Raw genomic sequence first — 14401 nt, 5'->3', positions numbered from 1 at the left:
CGAATGGCAAAAATCGCTTGGCGGTAGCGATAACGACGGCGCTAATTCTATCCAACAGACAAATGACAACGGTTATATTATCGCGGGTTCTAGCGGCTCTACAGACGGCAATGTAACGGAAAACCAAGGAGACGGCGACTACTGGATCGTAAAACTAAAATAACGCCGCGTAAGGAGACGTAACAACGCCAACTCGCCCTTTCGTCATTCCCGCGAAGCGCCCCCGCTTTGATGGGGCGCAAGGCGGTAATCCACGCTATAAAGAGGCGTTAGGAAATATTGGGCGGCTTTGCGCCAAAAGCGCCGCTTCTAACAAAACGGCGATCCTTTTTGCGCCGCGATCGCCGCAAGCGCTACAAACCGCCAACCATAACTAAGGCTCGCATAAAACAATCAAAGCGTTTTTGGCGCGTCTTGCGCCGCTAAAGATACGCGCTACGCTAAAAAGAGTTTTGCGACGATAGTTAACACGCCTAACAAAACAGTCCCGATTAGCCATTTCATCGCGCCTAACTCCGCCCTGACCGACTTTATTTCTCCTCTTAGCTCGGAGATTTCCAGCGACAGCTTATTATCTAGCGCGGCGATCTCAGTTTTCAGTTCGACTTTTAACTCTCTTAAATCCTGCTTCGTGGCTAAACCTTCGGACGCTACGCCAAGCGCCTCCTTTAATACCGCGCTTACGCCTTTAGCTTGGCTCTCCTGAAACCCAGCCTCTCGCAACCTCTCAACCCGCCGCTAACGCGTCAAACGTCATAACTACGCTCATTTTTTTTAGCTTTCATGTGTCAATTGCGCTCATTGTATCGTAATTTTTCACAAAACGCCGCGCGACCCCGATTACAAAAAAACAATTATTCGTTTCTTTTAACGCGTCTTGCGCCGCCTTTTATTTAAAACCAAGCTAAGATAAATACCCAGTTAGCGAGCGAGCGTTAAACAGAGGAAGGGGCGTAGTCCGCGAAATAAAGAGTAAGAAGGATAAAGGGGCGAAGCGCGATCGCAAGTAAAACGTCAATCATAGCGTCCGCGATCGGGCGGCGAGGCTAGGGCGTTTTGGGAATAGGCGACTATCGCGATCAAGCGACGAAAACGGGCTTTTAGAAGCGAGCGGCGCGGCAAAGATCGGCGAAAGACGATTTGGCGAGAGGCGCGAGCGTCGATGCACAATACCGAAACATATCGCGCGGAGCGCTCGCCGTTAGCGCGCGGTTTTCCAGCTAACGGTAAATCTACAACCGCCGATTTGCGCGTCGGAAACCTCTATCGTCATATTGGCGCGATCGCAAAGCGATTTAACGATGTTTAATCCAAGTCCAAAGCCGCCCTGCGCTAAATCAAGCCGTGCGAAGCGGTCGAATATCTTTTGGCGATCGGCTTTATTTATGCCTTCGCCCTCGTCCTCTATCGACATAAAGCGATCTTCGCTCAAAACGCGGACGCGCCCGCCCTGCTTGTTGTATTTAATCGCGTTGCTAAGCAGGTTGTCTATAATCCGCGTAAATTCGTTTTTATCGGCGATTGGCGGTTCGTATTTGCCTACGACAATCTCCCATACGATATTTTTCGCCCTGCCGATCGGCTCGAAAAACTCGACGCGCTCGTTGATAAGCGCCGCTAAGTCGATCGTTTCCGCGACGCTTTGGCGGCGTTTATCCAGCATTAGAAAGGTCAAATCGTCATAAACGCTCTTGATCGTCCTCGCGCCCGTCTCGATGCGCGAAAGCCGCCTTTGATCGCGTTCGCTCAAGCCGTCGCGCCCAAAACCCTCGACGCTCATCAAAATCGCCGCGATCGGCGTGGTCAGCTCGTGAGTCGTGTCTTTGATAAACCGATCTAGCAGCTCGATCATATCGCGCATCGGTTTCAAGAACATTCGCGTCAAAATCGCCGCGATCGCCATAAAAAAGATAAACGCTCCGCCTCCAATGGCGATCATATTGACGGTCAAATTGCTATACATATCGCTGTAAATTGGCATGCGAACTAGAAAAAAACGCGGCTCGAAAGGGGTGGGGAGCGCGTTTAGGCGGTAGATATGGCTCTGATCCGAAAAAAATGTCTCCCGATCGTTTGGCTGCTCGATACTCTTAACCGTCGAATGCGGCAGCCTGAAAGTTCCCGCGTAGGTTTCGCCCGCGCTATCGACAATCGCCCACGCGATCTCCTCGTCGGGCGGCTCGCCGCGCCTAAGCGATCTATTGATATTCGCCGCTATTAGGCGTAGCTCGTTTTGTTGCGCTTTGACGATTTGCCGCGAATGAAACTTGTAATAGCCGACGCCGATAATGCCTAGAAACAAAAACAGCGATCCCGCGTAAAGTAGCAAAAACCGCCATAGAGCCTGTTTCTCGGCGGCGATCATCGGACGCGAAGCCCCAATCCGCGCAACGTCTCCACGCAGTCGCGTCCGATAATTTTGCGCAGATTTTTTAGGTGCGTGCGCAGGCTCATTTCGCTAGGCTCCTCGCCAAAGCTCCACAACCTGTCCATAACGGTTTCTCGCGGCACGATTTTGCCTCGATTTTCAACGAGCAGCTTTAATAGCGAGAACTCCTTAGGCGGCAAGGAGCGCTCGCCCTCCGGCGTTTTTATAAGGTTCGCCTCGACGTAAAAAACCGCGCCGTCGCCCAGATCGATCCCCTCTTGGCTCGTGTGAAAAAAACGGCGCTTAAGCAACGTCTCCACGCGCAAAATAAGCTCTTTTAGCTCGAAAGGTTTGCGTAGATAGTCGTCGCAACCGACCTTGTAGCCTTTGGCTAGATCGTCGATCGAGTTAAGCGAGGTGATAAATATAGCGGGCGTTTCCACGCCGTTTTTGCGCTGTTCGCTAAGAAACTCAAAGCCGTTCTGCCCAGCCATTTTAACGTCTAGCAACATGAGATCGCACGGGTTTTCGTAGAGTAGATCGGCTGCTTGATCGGCGTTAAACGCATCAAAAACCCTATAGTTTTGATCCTCTAAACACTCTTTGATAATCTCGTGAAGCGACGGATCGTCCTCAAGCAGAAGAATTTTCGCCTTTTCCATACCGCGATCTTATCAAACTAAGCGCTTTTTGTATGTTGGCGCGAGGCGGTTTTCTAACCAAGCGGGCGCTACGATCGCGGCGGGATTTTCCCCAATTCAACTGCAAGAAACCAAATGAGAGCGCTTCGTTTTATCGATCTTTTCTGCGGCGTAGGCGGGTTTCGTCAGGCGGCGATCGAAGCGTTTGCCTCGCGTAACCTTGCAGCCGAGTGCGTGTTTTCGTGCGATATAGACGAGTTTTGTCAAGATTGCTACGAAGCCAATTTCGGCGATCGCCCCTTTGGCGATATTACGAAAATCGACGAGAGCGACATTCCCGATCACGATATTTTGTTCGCAGGTTTTCCCTGCCAGCCGTTTAGCATTATCGGGCGTATGAAAGGGTTTGAGGATACGAGAGGAACGCTGTTTTTCGAGGTGGCGCGGATACTTGAGCGCAAGAAGCCAAAGGCGTTTATTTTGGAGAACGTCAAGCAGCTCGCGGGGCATAACGGCGGCAAAACGATCGCGATCGTGATGGAGACGCTGACAAAGCTCGGCTATCACGCGCAATACGCGATCCTAAACGCGCTCGACTACGGGCTGCCGCAAAAAAGGGAGCGGGTGATTATCGTCGGGTTTAGAGAGAGAAACGACTTCGCTTTTCCGCCGCCGATTAGACCCTATAAACCGCTTTCGCGGGTTCTTGAGACAAACGTCGATCGCAAATACTACGCTTCGGCGCGTATCGTTAGCAAGCGCAAGGCAAAGCACAGATCGGCGCACGATCTAGCGATCTGGCACGAGAACAAATCGGGCAATATCTGCTCCTATCCCTATTCGTGCGCGCTTCGATCGGGCGCTTCGTATAACTATCTGCTGGTCAATGGCGAAAGACGGCTAACGCCGCGCGAGATGTTTAGGTTGCAGGGCTTTCCCGATCATTACAAGATCGTCGCAAACGACTATCAGGCGCGAAAACAGGCGGGCAACGCCGTCCCCGTTAATGTGGCTAGAGCGGCGATCGAGGGGGTTTTGCCCTATATAATCGGCGGCGCGAACAATGGCTGACGTTTTCGACGATAAACGGCGCAGTTTTGTGATGGCGCGGGTAAAAAGCGCCAAAAACCAATCGACCGAACTAAAGCTGATCGGGTTTTTCAAAGCAAACGGCGTTAAAGGCTGGCGCAGAAACTATAAGCTATTTGGCAAGCCCGACTTTGTTTTCCCCAAAATTAAACTCGCCGTTTTTGTGGACGGCTGTTTTTGGCACGGACACGACTGCCGCAACGTTACGCCCAAAGATAACGCCGAGTATTGGCGCGAGAAAATAGCGAGGAACAAAAGGCGCGATAGCGAGGTTGCGGCGGTTTTGCAAGGCAAAGGGTGGCGCGTTTTGCGTATATGGGAGTGCGCCCTTGCGCGAAAAAATATCGCCGCGCTTAACCTCTCGTCCTTCCTCTAGCGCCGCCGCGATATAATCCGCCAATGATTTCTCGTTATCCGACAAAACAGATATTCGTGGGCAAAGTCGCGATCGGAGGCGACGCGCCGATCTCCGTTCAGTCGATGACGTTTTCAAAAACCTCCGACGCGAAAGCGACGCTTAAACAGATCGAGCGCCTCTATTTCGCGGGCGCGGATATTGTCCGCGTAAGCGTTCCCGACGAGGCGAGCGCAAACGCGCTCAAAGAGATCAAAGCGCGTAGCCCGCTACCGATCGTCGCGGATATTCACTTCAACTACCGCTTGGCGCTTAAAGCCGCCGAACGCGTCGATTGCGTTCGCATAAACCCGGGCAATATAGGCTCCAAAGCGCGAGTTAAAGAGGTGGTAAAGGCGTGCGCCGATCGCAATATCCCAATTAGAATCGGCGTAAATGGCGGCTCGCTCGAAAAGGAGATCGAAGCCAAACACGGAAACGGCGCGGCTGGGATGGTTCAAAGCGCGCTTTACCACATTAAACTGCTCGAAGATTTAGGCTTTAGCGCGATCAAGGTATCGCTCAAAGCCAGCGACGCGGCGCGAACCGTCGAAGCCTATCGCGCGCTTAGAACGCTAACGCCCTATCCGTTTCATCTGGGCGTTACGGAGGCGGGAACGGCTTTTCACGCGACGATCAAATCCTCGATCGCGCTTGGCGCGCTGCTACTCGACGGGATTGGCGATACGATGCGCGTGTCTATTACGGGCGAGCTAGAAGAGGAGATTAGAGTCGCCCGCGCCATACTGCAAGATAGCGGACGGCAAAAAGAGGGCGTAAATATCGTCTCTTGCCCTACGTGCGCTCGCTTGGAGGCAGACCTTAAAACCGCCGTGGCGACGATCGAAAAGCGCGTAAAAGATATTAAAACGCCGTTAAATATATCGGTAATGGGCTGCGCGGTCAACGCGATCGGAGAGGCAAAACACGCCGACGCGGCGATCGCCTTTGGCAAAAAGAGCGGACTGGTGATTGTAAAAGGCAAGACGATCGGCAAATATCCCGAAAACGAACTTGTCGATCGCTTTATGATCGAGGTGGATAAACTGCAAAAAGAAACGCAAAACCGTTAACAAGCCTTGTTATGATCCAATTGTTATTTTGCCGCGCCGACTATGGCGTTTACTTCGACGGTTTTTTTACGCCGGAGGCGATTAAAAGGCTTGTTTCGCGCGATATTCAAAAGCGGTAACGGTTAGCTAGGGTTTATCAAACGATTTACGCTTAAAAGGGCGTTTGCCAACGCGTTAGACGGCGGCGGCGATCAAAGACAAACGGATTGCGGCGGAAAGTCGGCTTGCTCTCTTCGAGCGCCGCCAAGCAAAGCGCAGGGTTCCGTTTTCTTGGCGGCGGTTGCGGCGTTTTTGCCAAGCGTTTATAACGTTTTAAGTTAAAAAGGGCTATTATGGTAGTAGTTTTAATGTAAGTCAGACAAGGAGTTTGCTATGTTGTCCTTACTTTTACGCAAGATCGGTTTAACACGATCTAAATCAGTTTCCAATCAAGACTTCTTAGGATCGTCCCTGTTGTGGGGGGGGGGGGGGGGAGAGAGACGAACTCTTTTGCGCGCAAACTTTTTTAGCTAACGCAAAAACTTCGGTAACACCCCAAAACCCCGCTCCCATTTTTACCAATCTTCGTTTCTTGACAACCAAAACGCTTGAGAGACTATCCCCGTTTTTTGTCAATTTTAATTCCGCGCTGACTAAGACAGCGGCAATCGCGTTTATTTCGTTTGCCCTAATCGGCTGCGGAGGAGGAGGCGGCGGTAACGAAGAATACCGCGAGACAGAGGTTAAATTCAAAGTTATCGCTGCGGGACACCACTACTACTCTCTTGCGCTTTCAAAGGGCGGCAAAGTTTACGCGGCAGGAAGAAACAACGGCGGTCAGCTTGGTTTGGGCGACAATAATAGCCGCGTTATCTTTACCGAAGTTACAAGTTTAAACGGTAAAAACATTATTGCCGTCTCTGCGGGCGTAGGTCACTCCCTCGCGCTATCCTCTAACGGCAAAGTTTACGCGGCAGGAAACAACGGCGACGGTCAGCTTGGTTTGGGCGACAATAACGATCGCGCTACATTTACCGAAGTTACAAGTTTAAACGGCAAAAACATTACCGCCGTCGCCGCCGGAGCTTACCACACTATCGCGCTTGACGATAGCGGCAAAGTTTACGCGGCGGGGTTTAACCTGTACGGTCAGCTTGGTTTTGGCGACAATAATAACCGCGCCGTCTTTACCGAAGTTACCGGTTTGGGCGCTATTACCGCTATATCCGCCGGCGACGACCACTCCCTCGCGCTTGACGACAACGGCAAGGGTTACGCGACTGGACGCAACAATTTTGGTCAGCTTGGTACGGGTTCCATTTATGATCAAAATGTCTTTACCGCATTTAACGGTTTAATAAACAATCAAAACATTACCGCCGTCGCCGCCGGAGCTTACCACACTATCGCGCTTGACGATAGCGGCACAGTTTACACGGTGGGATCTGGCGAATATGGTCGGCTCGGCAAAGGCAATACCGAGATATACCACTCCTTTTTACAAGGCGGCATTGGCGTAAAAGGTTTGGACGATAAAAATATTACCGCTGTATCCGCCGGCGACGACCACTCCCTCGCGCTTGACGACAACGGCAAGATTTACGCGGCAGGAAGAAATGGCAGCGGTCAAATTGGTTTGGGCGGCGACATTACCCCCAGACACAACTTTACCGCAGTTACGACAGGTTTGGACGATAAAAATATTACCGCTATATCCGCCGGCAACCACCACTCCTTCGCGCTTGACGACAACGGCAAGATTTACGCGACCGGAAACAACGCTTATGGTCAGCTTGGTTTGGGCGACAATGATAGCCGCGTTATCTTTACCGAAGTCAGCGTTTTTGGCAATTAAACCTGCCGCTTGTTTTGGGGAAAATAGATTGTGACGCGGGTATGACGGGAACGGGTCGTTTAAGCGATAAACATAATCGGCGGGAAAGAGCGTCGCGCGCGAAGATCGATACAGCGGTTTTAGCGCCGAAGATTCTTCCGTGTAAAATGACGCGATAATTTTAAGGGGAATTGTTAATTTGCTCGATTTGTAGGGGTAAAATGGCGGTTAAGACATTGACGTTGGCTTCAATCTACGAGCTGCAGGGGTTAAAAGACGAAGCCGGCGAAATCTATCGCGATATATTATCCGCCGATCCGAACAATATCGACGCCAAGTTGGCGTTAAAGCGTTTAAGCGGAACTCGGCGCGCGTTTCGCGGCGTAAATACGCAGATGCGCGAATTTTTTATCAAGATGGATTCGTCCGCCGAATTTGCCGAGTTTGAGCGGTGGCTGGCGTTTTAAGGAGGCGAATGTGGACCTAAAAGAGATGGTGTTATCGACGTTAGCCGATTTACAAAACGCGCAGGAGGCAAAACTAGCGAGCGAGCCGATCGTATCGGCAGACCCGCCGACGAGCGCTCCGACGGAAGCGATTAACGCGACGCAAGAGCGCCAAGAGACGATCGCTCCTAAACAAGCGGAATCCAAACAAGAGAGCGCGATCGGTTTAAAAGAGATCGAGAGCGACTCGCAATCGCCTAAAATCGAGAGTCAAGACGCGGCGCGCGCCGACGACGAGGCGAAATTTCTTAGCGCGGTAAAAGAGCGCGTTTTAACGCTGTTCGAGGGTTTTCAATCGCCAAACAACAGAGCCGTCGAAGCCAAAGTAGATTTAACGCTAAACTTCCTAGAGTATCTGTTGAGCGCGATAGAAGAGCGGCTAGACGAGCTAACGCCCAAGTGATACCGCCCGAACCTTTTCAAGCGGATTTTGTCAAGATCAAAGCGGCTCTGCGGGGGCATACCGACCGCGCATATTTTGTGGGCGGCGCGACGCGGGATTATCTTTTAGGGCGCGGCTTTAACGACGTTGATATAGAGATTTACGACATACCGCCCGATCGGTTCGACAAAATTATGAGAACGCTCGGCGCGATCGGAGTCGGCAAGAGTTTTTTTGTGTATAAATACGGCGCGTTTGATCTCTCTTTGCCGCGATCGGAGCGAAAAACGGGGCGCGGGCATACGGCTTTTGACGTCGCTTGGCAGAACGATCCAATAGCCGCGAGCCGCCGCAGAGACTTTACGATCAACGCGATCATGATCGATATATTTAGCGGCGAGCTTTTGGATTTTAACGGCGGCGAGCGCGATCTTAAAACGAAAACTATTCGCCATATAGACGATCGCGCCTTTGCGGAAGATAGTTTGCGCGTTTTGCGCGCGGCGCGTTTCGCGGCGACGCTCGACTTTAGGATCGCGCCCGAAACCATAAAGCTGTGCCAAGCGATCGAGCTTGACGATCTAAGCGGCGATCGCGTTCGCGCGGAGCTTGAAAAGCTCGCCGACGCGCCGTTTAGGGTAAAGGGCGTTTATTATCTGATCAAACTTGGGGCGGCGAAACGATTGTTCGGCTACGATCGCGCCGATCTGAAACTATTTCGTTGGGCAAAGCGCGCCCCGCTTTATTACGCGCTGGGCTGCTATTGGCGCGACAAAAAAAAGATATTTCCTCTTTTTGGACGGACGAAAAAAATCTCGCAACCTTCGCCGCCGAAACAGGTAAGCGATCGCTTTCTGAGCGCGATAGCCTATAAAAAGCCGCTTAAAGAGTGGGACGGCGCGGCGATTTTTAAACTTCAAAACCATAGGTTTTACGATCGAAAATTACATTTACAGATTACGGCGGCGGAGCTAATGAAAAACGGCTTTTCTGGCGCCGCGCTTGGTCGAGAGTTAAAAAAGCGCGCGCTTGAGGCGTTTAGGCGGGCGAGTCGATCGCGCGGCTCGAAAGCGGACGATAATTAGCGCGCAAGGTTTAGCTTTACCGCGCTCAAAAGCGCGTATTCGCGGTCTAAGGCGAAGCGTTTTTGCGGGTAAAACTCCGCGCGGCAAGCGATTTGACGCGGATAATCTTTTTCGCCGCGCGAAGCGGCGGCGAACGGCGCGACCGTTTTTTCGGATAAAGCGAACGGCGTTTTCGCGTAATTTTCGTTGCAAATTAACCGCATGTCTTCGATTAAAGGTTATAATTGATTTAGCTAGAACGCAAATATCCGCGCGGCGCAACCTCCGGCGATGCGTATATTTGCTAAACTTTTTATAGAAAAATATGCGGCGGCGGAATGAAACGCGGGTTTATGAGAAGATCGACAAGTTGGATAATCGCGGCGGCGAGCGCGATTGCGATTATGTTAAGCGCGATCTATACCGTCTATTTCAAGCAAACGTCGCGAGAGGGATTGGCGCTAAATATCGCAAGCAAGGACGGAGCGGTTTCAGATTTCGCGTCCGCGTTGCGGCATATTAGCGAGCCGATTGTGCCTATAGCGAAACCTGAGAACCTTGATCCAAAAAAAGTGGAGCTTGGCAGAGCTTTATTTCACGACGCAAGGTTGTCAAAGGGCGACGCAATATCGTGCGCGGCTTGCCATGATCTGGAAAGAGGCGGGACGGACGGGCTAAGCCGATCCGTCGGCGTAGAAGGCAAAACGGGAGAGATAAACGCGCCAAGCGTATATAACGCCGCGCTTATGTTCAGGCAGTTTTGGGACGGGCGCGCGCGAAACCTCGCGGAGCAGATAGACGGACCGATAACTAATCCGCTGGAGATGGCTAGTTCGTGGGAGGAGATTTTGCCAAAGCTAAACTCCGATCGCGCGTTAAGCGAGGTTTTTTTGGAGATATACGGTTCGCCGCCGACTAAAGAGAACGCGATCGACGCGATTGTCGAATTTGAAAAGTCGCTGATTACGCCGTCGCGCTTTGATCGCTGGTTGCTTGGCGATAATTCCGCGATTACGGAAAACGAGTTGAAAGGCTACGAGCTTTTTGTGCGGCACGGTTGCGCGGTCTGCCATCAAGGCGTAGGCGTAGGCGGCAATTTATTTCAGCGCTTCGGCGTGGTGAAGGAGTATTACGACGGATCGCGCAAAGTTGAATCGTCCGATCTTGGACGTTATAACGTTACCGGACGCGACGAGGATCGCTATGTTTTTAAGGTGCCTGTTCTACGCAACTCGGCGTTGAGCGCGCCCTATTTTCACGACGCTTCCGCCGAGTCTTTATACGACGCGGCGGCTATAATGGGCGATTACCAATTAGGCGTTTCGCTACCCGCCGAGGACGTGCAAAATATAACGCTGTTTTTGCGCGCGCTAACCGGAGAAGAGTTGGAATGAAACTCAAATTAACGCTTCGCTTCTTGTTCCCGTGGATATTGACAAGCGTGCTTGGCTCGATACTGCTGGCGCTCTATCTGTTAAGCGAAGGCGTCGGCGAAGATAATAAAGCGGAGTTGGATATTCGCTCCGCCGTCGCGCTGAGCGCCGAGATCAATCTGGATATGTTGCGTTTGCGTTATCGGCAGTTGTTTAACTACGACTCTTTGGCTAGAGCGTCGCTTGAGATTGAAGAGACGCTGGATCGGTTGGAGAGGGAGTTTGATCGTCTAGGCGTAAAAGGTTTGCTCGCGAAAACCCGCGAGGAGTGGAAGATTAGAGAGAGCGAACTGGACGATTTTAAACGCCAAAACTCCGTGCTTGGCAACAGTATTTATCATTTTATCAACCTATCCAATCAACTGCTCGCGGCGGGTTCTACGCGAACGCGCGAAAACAGAGCGGTTATCGCTTCCGCCGCGCAAGCCGTTTTGATTTATATATCCGATCAACAAAACGCGCGGCGCGATATAGCGTTAAACGCGCTGAATCGGCTTGAGGCGGAAGCCAAAAACTGGAACGGCGAGGACGGAACGTTAGCGCGGCTGCTTTTTGTTCACGGCGGGCTGATTTTAGCCAACCACGCGCCCGTTAGGCAAAGTATGCAAAATATGTCGCTTAACAAGTTTGTTGAAGAGCTTAGCGCCGCTTACGCCAGCTATCTGTCTGCTCGCGAACGCGCGCTGGAGAAAGCCGACGGTTATAGAAAGCTGATAACGATCTTTTCGTTGCTTATGATTATGACCGTGATCGCGATTATCTTGCGGTTGCAACAGACGGCTGAGGAGTTGGCGCAAAGCAACAGGCTTTTGCATAATATCAACGAACATTTAAGCGAAGGCATCTTAAGTTTCGACGATAAATCGGAGCTGACTTTTATCAACGGCAAAGCCGAAGCGCTTATTGGGAAAGAGGCGCAGGACCTGCTCGGCAAAACAAAAGCCGAGGCGTTAAATCTGATCGACGACTCTCAAAACGCCGCTTTTGAGGAGGCGTTTGAAAAACGGCAGCCTTTTATGGGCGAAGCGTGGCTGAAAAAAGAGGACGGCGGCAGCTATCCTGCTCTTTTTCTCGGCGGTCCGTTGCCTATGATCGACGGCGGGATCGGCTATGTCGCCTCTTTTCGCGACGTTACGACGCAACACGAAGCCGAAACTAGGTTAAGACTCGCCGCGAAAGCGTTCGACAATCTTTCGGAAGCTATGACGATCACCGATTCTCGCGGGCGCATTCGCTCCGTTAACGCCTCTTTTACGACAATTACCGGATATACGGAGGAGGAGGCGCTAGGTTGCACGCCCGGTAGCATTTTGGGATCGGGACAGCATACGAGAGAGTTTTTTAGACAGATGTGGGCGGCGCTGAAAAAAGAGGGTAAATGGTATGGCGAGATCATAAATCGTAGGAAAAACGGCGAACTTTTTCCGGAATGGCTCTCGATTATCGCCATCAAAAATAATGCCGGAGCGGTGGAGCAGTATATCGCGCTGTTTAACGACATATCGGATCGCAAGCAAGCCGAAGAGCGCATTCACCGCCTCGCCTATTACGATCCGCTGACGGGTTTAGCCAACAGAGCGTTATTTAACGACCGTCTTGAAAACGCTATCTATCAGGCGCATAGAGCGGATAAAATGCTCGCGATTATATATTTAGACCTCGATCGCTTCAAATCGGTGAACGACTCGCTTGGGCATATTTCTGGCGATACGTTGCTAAAAAAAGTCGGAACTATGCTAAAAGGGTTTTTGAAAGAGGGCGATACGATAAGCCGTTTTGGCGGCGACGAGTTTGCCATTTTGTTGCCCGAAATCGACGATTTGATCTACATTGAGCGTTTAGCCGCAGAGATTTTGCAGGCTTTCGGAAAGCCGTTTGTGCTTGATTCTCGCGAGGTGTTTTGCTCGACTAGCATGGGCATAGCGATCTATCCTAGCGACGCCGAGAACGCCTCCGATCTGCTCAAAAACGCCGACGTCGCGCTATACAACGCCAAAAACGCGGGGCGAAATAATTTTCAGTATTTTCGAGATAGCGACAATAAAGACTTTCTGGCGCGGTTTGAGCTTGAAACGTCGCTCAGATACGCCGTAGAGCGAGACGAACTCGCGCTTTATTATCAGCCGCAAATCGACTGCCAAACCGGACGCGTTTACGGCGTAGAAGCGCTTGTGCGCTGGCGGCATCCGACTATAGGATTATTGCAACCGGATCGCTTTATTCCCATCGCCGAGCATATCGGCTATATAGAAACGATCGGCGTTTGGTGTTTGCGAACGGCGTGCAAACAACTTGCCGAATGGCAAGAAGCCAACGTCGCTATCAGCCGCATTGCGGTAAACGTTTCGCCGATACAGTTGAAAAATCCGAGATTTATGGAAAACGTTCTAAATGTCGTAAAAACCGCGAAAATTGATCCAAAATATTTAGAGTTGGAATTAACCGAATCCTCTATGACCGACGATCCCGAAAAGATCATCGAGATTTTCTCAAAACTGCGCAAAAAAGGCATACGCATAGCGATCGACGATTTTGGCACCGGCTACTCGTCGCTTAGCTATCTCGCGCGCTATCCCGTGGACGTGCTTAAAATCGACAAAAGTTTTGTGCATGGCATGGGCGAGAAAAACGATACGGCTACCGTAGTCCGCTCGATCGCGCTTTTAGCGCATTCGTTATCGATGGAGATCGTCGCCGAAGGCGTGGAAACAAAAGCCCAACGAGATTATCTCTCGGAGCTTAAATGCGAGTTCCTGCAGGGGTTTCTATATTCGCGCCCCGTTCCCGCCAACGAGATACCGAATTTGACGCGCTCTATAGCCTAACTCGCTCGCGCTCGGCGAGCGGAAATACCCCTCCCGCTTTCTCTTGCAAAATCCCTAATTGCTGAAATCGGCGTTTCTAGGCTTATCAAACGGCGCGAACGCTACATTACGCCGTATTTCAATTCAAGTCCAGCTTTTACAATTTAGCTCTTAAGTCGCGTTTTATTGGGCAACATTGCGTTTTGCTGAGCAAGAAAAGCTAACTTAAGCGGAGACGATCTAACATTCGCTAATTTTGATTTCATCAAGAAAGGAGAGCGCTACAATGCAATTCGTTCAGTTTGGATCGATCCTTAATCCGTTATCGAAGGTCAAAAAAAGATTCCTCTCTCTCTCTCTCTCTCTCTCTCTCTCTCTCTGTAATTAGCCTAACCTTTCTAATATTGTTAGCGGGTTGCTACGGCGGCGGCGGTAACGACGACAATAAGCAAAAGTCTCCTCCTTCGATCGTATGGCAAAAATCGCTTGGCGGTAGCTCCGCTGACTACGCTAATTCCATTCAACAAACAAGCGACAACGGCTATGTTATCGCTGGTTATAGCTACTCTAACGACGACGATATAACCGATCATCGCGGCTATACCGGCATCTCCGACTTTTGGATAGTAAAGTTAGACGAAAACGGCGATATTGAGTGGAAAAAAACTCTTGGCGGCAGCGCTGGCGACGTCGCTACTTCCATCCAGCAGACAAACGACGACGGCTATATTGTCGCGGGCTATAGCGCCTCTACCGACGGCGATATAACCGGACATCATGGCTCTGTTGGCGCCGCCGACTATTGGATCGTAAAATTAGACAAAGACGGCGTTA

General features: G+C 51.1%; 13 protein-coding genes. 10 read left to right on the top strand and 3 right to left on the bottom strand.

Annotation, left to right across the window (positions count from 1 at the left end):
• Positions 1 to 435: 435 nt before the first annotated feature.
• The 3 genes from LBF86_01415 to LBF86_01405 all read right to left on the bottom strand — a co-directional run bounded on the left by LBF86_01415 (position 436) and on the right by LBF86_01405 (position 3030).
• A complete protein-coding gene (locus tag LBF86_01415) occupies positions 436 to 723 on the bottom strand; it encodes a CCDC90 family protein (GenBank protein ID MDR0664168.1) in 288 nt (95 codons plus the stop codon).
• Between the two features lie 478 nt (positions 724 to 1201).
• On the bottom strand, positions 1202 to 2365 hold the full coding sequence (locus LBF86_01410; GenBank protein ID MDR0664167.1) for a HAMP domain-containing histidine kinase: 1164 nt from the start codon (positions 2363 to 2365) through the stop codon (positions 1202 to 1204).
• The gene (locus tag LBF86_01405; GenBank protein MDR0664166.1) at positions 2362 to 3030 is read right to left on the bottom strand and encodes a response regulator transcription factor; all 669 of its coding nucleotides are present in this window, start codon (positions 3028 to 3030) and stop codon (positions 2362 to 2364) included. The genes LBF86_01410 and LBF86_01405 overlap by 4 nt, the downstream gene beginning before the upstream one ends.
• Positions 3031 to 3144: 114 nt before the next feature.
• Here LBF86_01405 and dcm point away from each other — a divergent pair, with 114 nt between their 5' ends.
• From dcm to LBF86_01355, 10 genes are all read left to right on the top strand, one after another.
• Positions 3145 to 4080, top strand: coding sequence for a DNA (cytosine-5-)-methyltransferase (gene dcm, locus LBF86_01400; protein MDR0664165.1), 936 nt, complete (start codon positions 3145 to 3147; stop codon positions 4078 to 4080).
• Positions 4073 to 4474: a very short patch repair endonuclease gene (locus tag LBF86_01395; GenBank protein ID MDR0664164.1), complete on the top strand. Its 402-nt coding sequence runs from the start codon at positions 4073 to 4075 to the stop codon at positions 4472 to 4474. Before dcm ends, LBF86_01395 begins: the two co-directional genes overlap by 8 nt.
• A gap of 23 nt (positions 4475 to 4497) precedes the next feature.
• Positions 4498 to 5565, top strand: a complete 1068-nt coding sequence (ispG, locus tag LBF86_01390) for a flavodoxin-dependent (E)-4-hydroxy-3-methylbut-2-enyl-diphosphate synthase (GenBank protein ID MDR0664163.1) — start codon at positions 4498 to 4500, stop codon at positions 5563 to 5565.
• Positions 5566 to 6136: 571 nt separating this feature from the next.
• Positions 6137 to 7399, top strand: coding sequence for a hypothetical protein (locus LBF86_01385; GenBank protein ID MDR0664162.1), 1263 nt, complete (start codon positions 6137 to 6139; stop codon positions 7397 to 7399).
• Between the two features lie 200 nt (positions 7400 to 7599).
• Complete coding sequence (locus tag LBF86_01380; protein ID MDR0664161.1) at positions 7600 to 7845, top strand: hypothetical protein; 246 nt, start codon at positions 7600 to 7602, stop codon at positions 7843 to 7845.
• A 10-nt stretch (positions 7846 to 7855) separates the two neighbouring features.
• Positions 7856 to 8287, top strand: a complete 432-nt coding sequence (locus tag LBF86_01375) for a hypothetical protein (GenBank protein ID MDR0664160.1) — start codon at positions 7856 to 7858, stop codon at positions 8285 to 8287.
• A complete protein-coding gene (locus LBF86_01370) occupies positions 8284 to 9351 on the top strand; it encodes a CCA tRNA nucleotidyltransferase (GenBank protein ID MDR0664159.1) in 1068 nt (355 codons plus the stop codon). Before LBF86_01375 ends, LBF86_01370 begins: the two co-directional genes overlap by 4 nt.
• Before the next feature lie 332 nt (positions 9352 to 9683).
• Positions 9684 to 10724, top strand: coding sequence for a cytochrome-c peroxidase (locus LBF86_01365; protein MDR0664158.1), 1041 nt, complete (start codon positions 9684 to 9686; stop codon positions 10722 to 10724).
• Positions 10721 to 13588, top strand: a complete 2868-nt coding sequence (locus LBF86_01360; GenBank protein MDR0664157.1) for an EAL domain-containing protein — start codon at positions 10721 to 10723, stop codon at positions 13586 to 13588. Before LBF86_01365 ends, LBF86_01360 begins: the two co-directional genes overlap by 4 nt.
• A 383-nt stretch (positions 13589 to 13971) precedes the next feature.
• On the top strand, positions 13972 to 14401 hold a 430-nt coding region (locus LBF86_01355; GenBank protein MDR0664156.1), incomplete at its 3' end, for a hypothetical protein.

The sequence above is a fragment of the Helicobacteraceae bacterium genome (assembly GCA_031258155.1).
GTDB lineage: Bacteria > Campylobacterota > Campylobacteria > Campylobacterales > SZUA-545 > JAIRNH01.
Note: the sequence above shows the minus strand (reverse complement) of the source record. Positions and strands in the feature narration are given on the sequence as shown.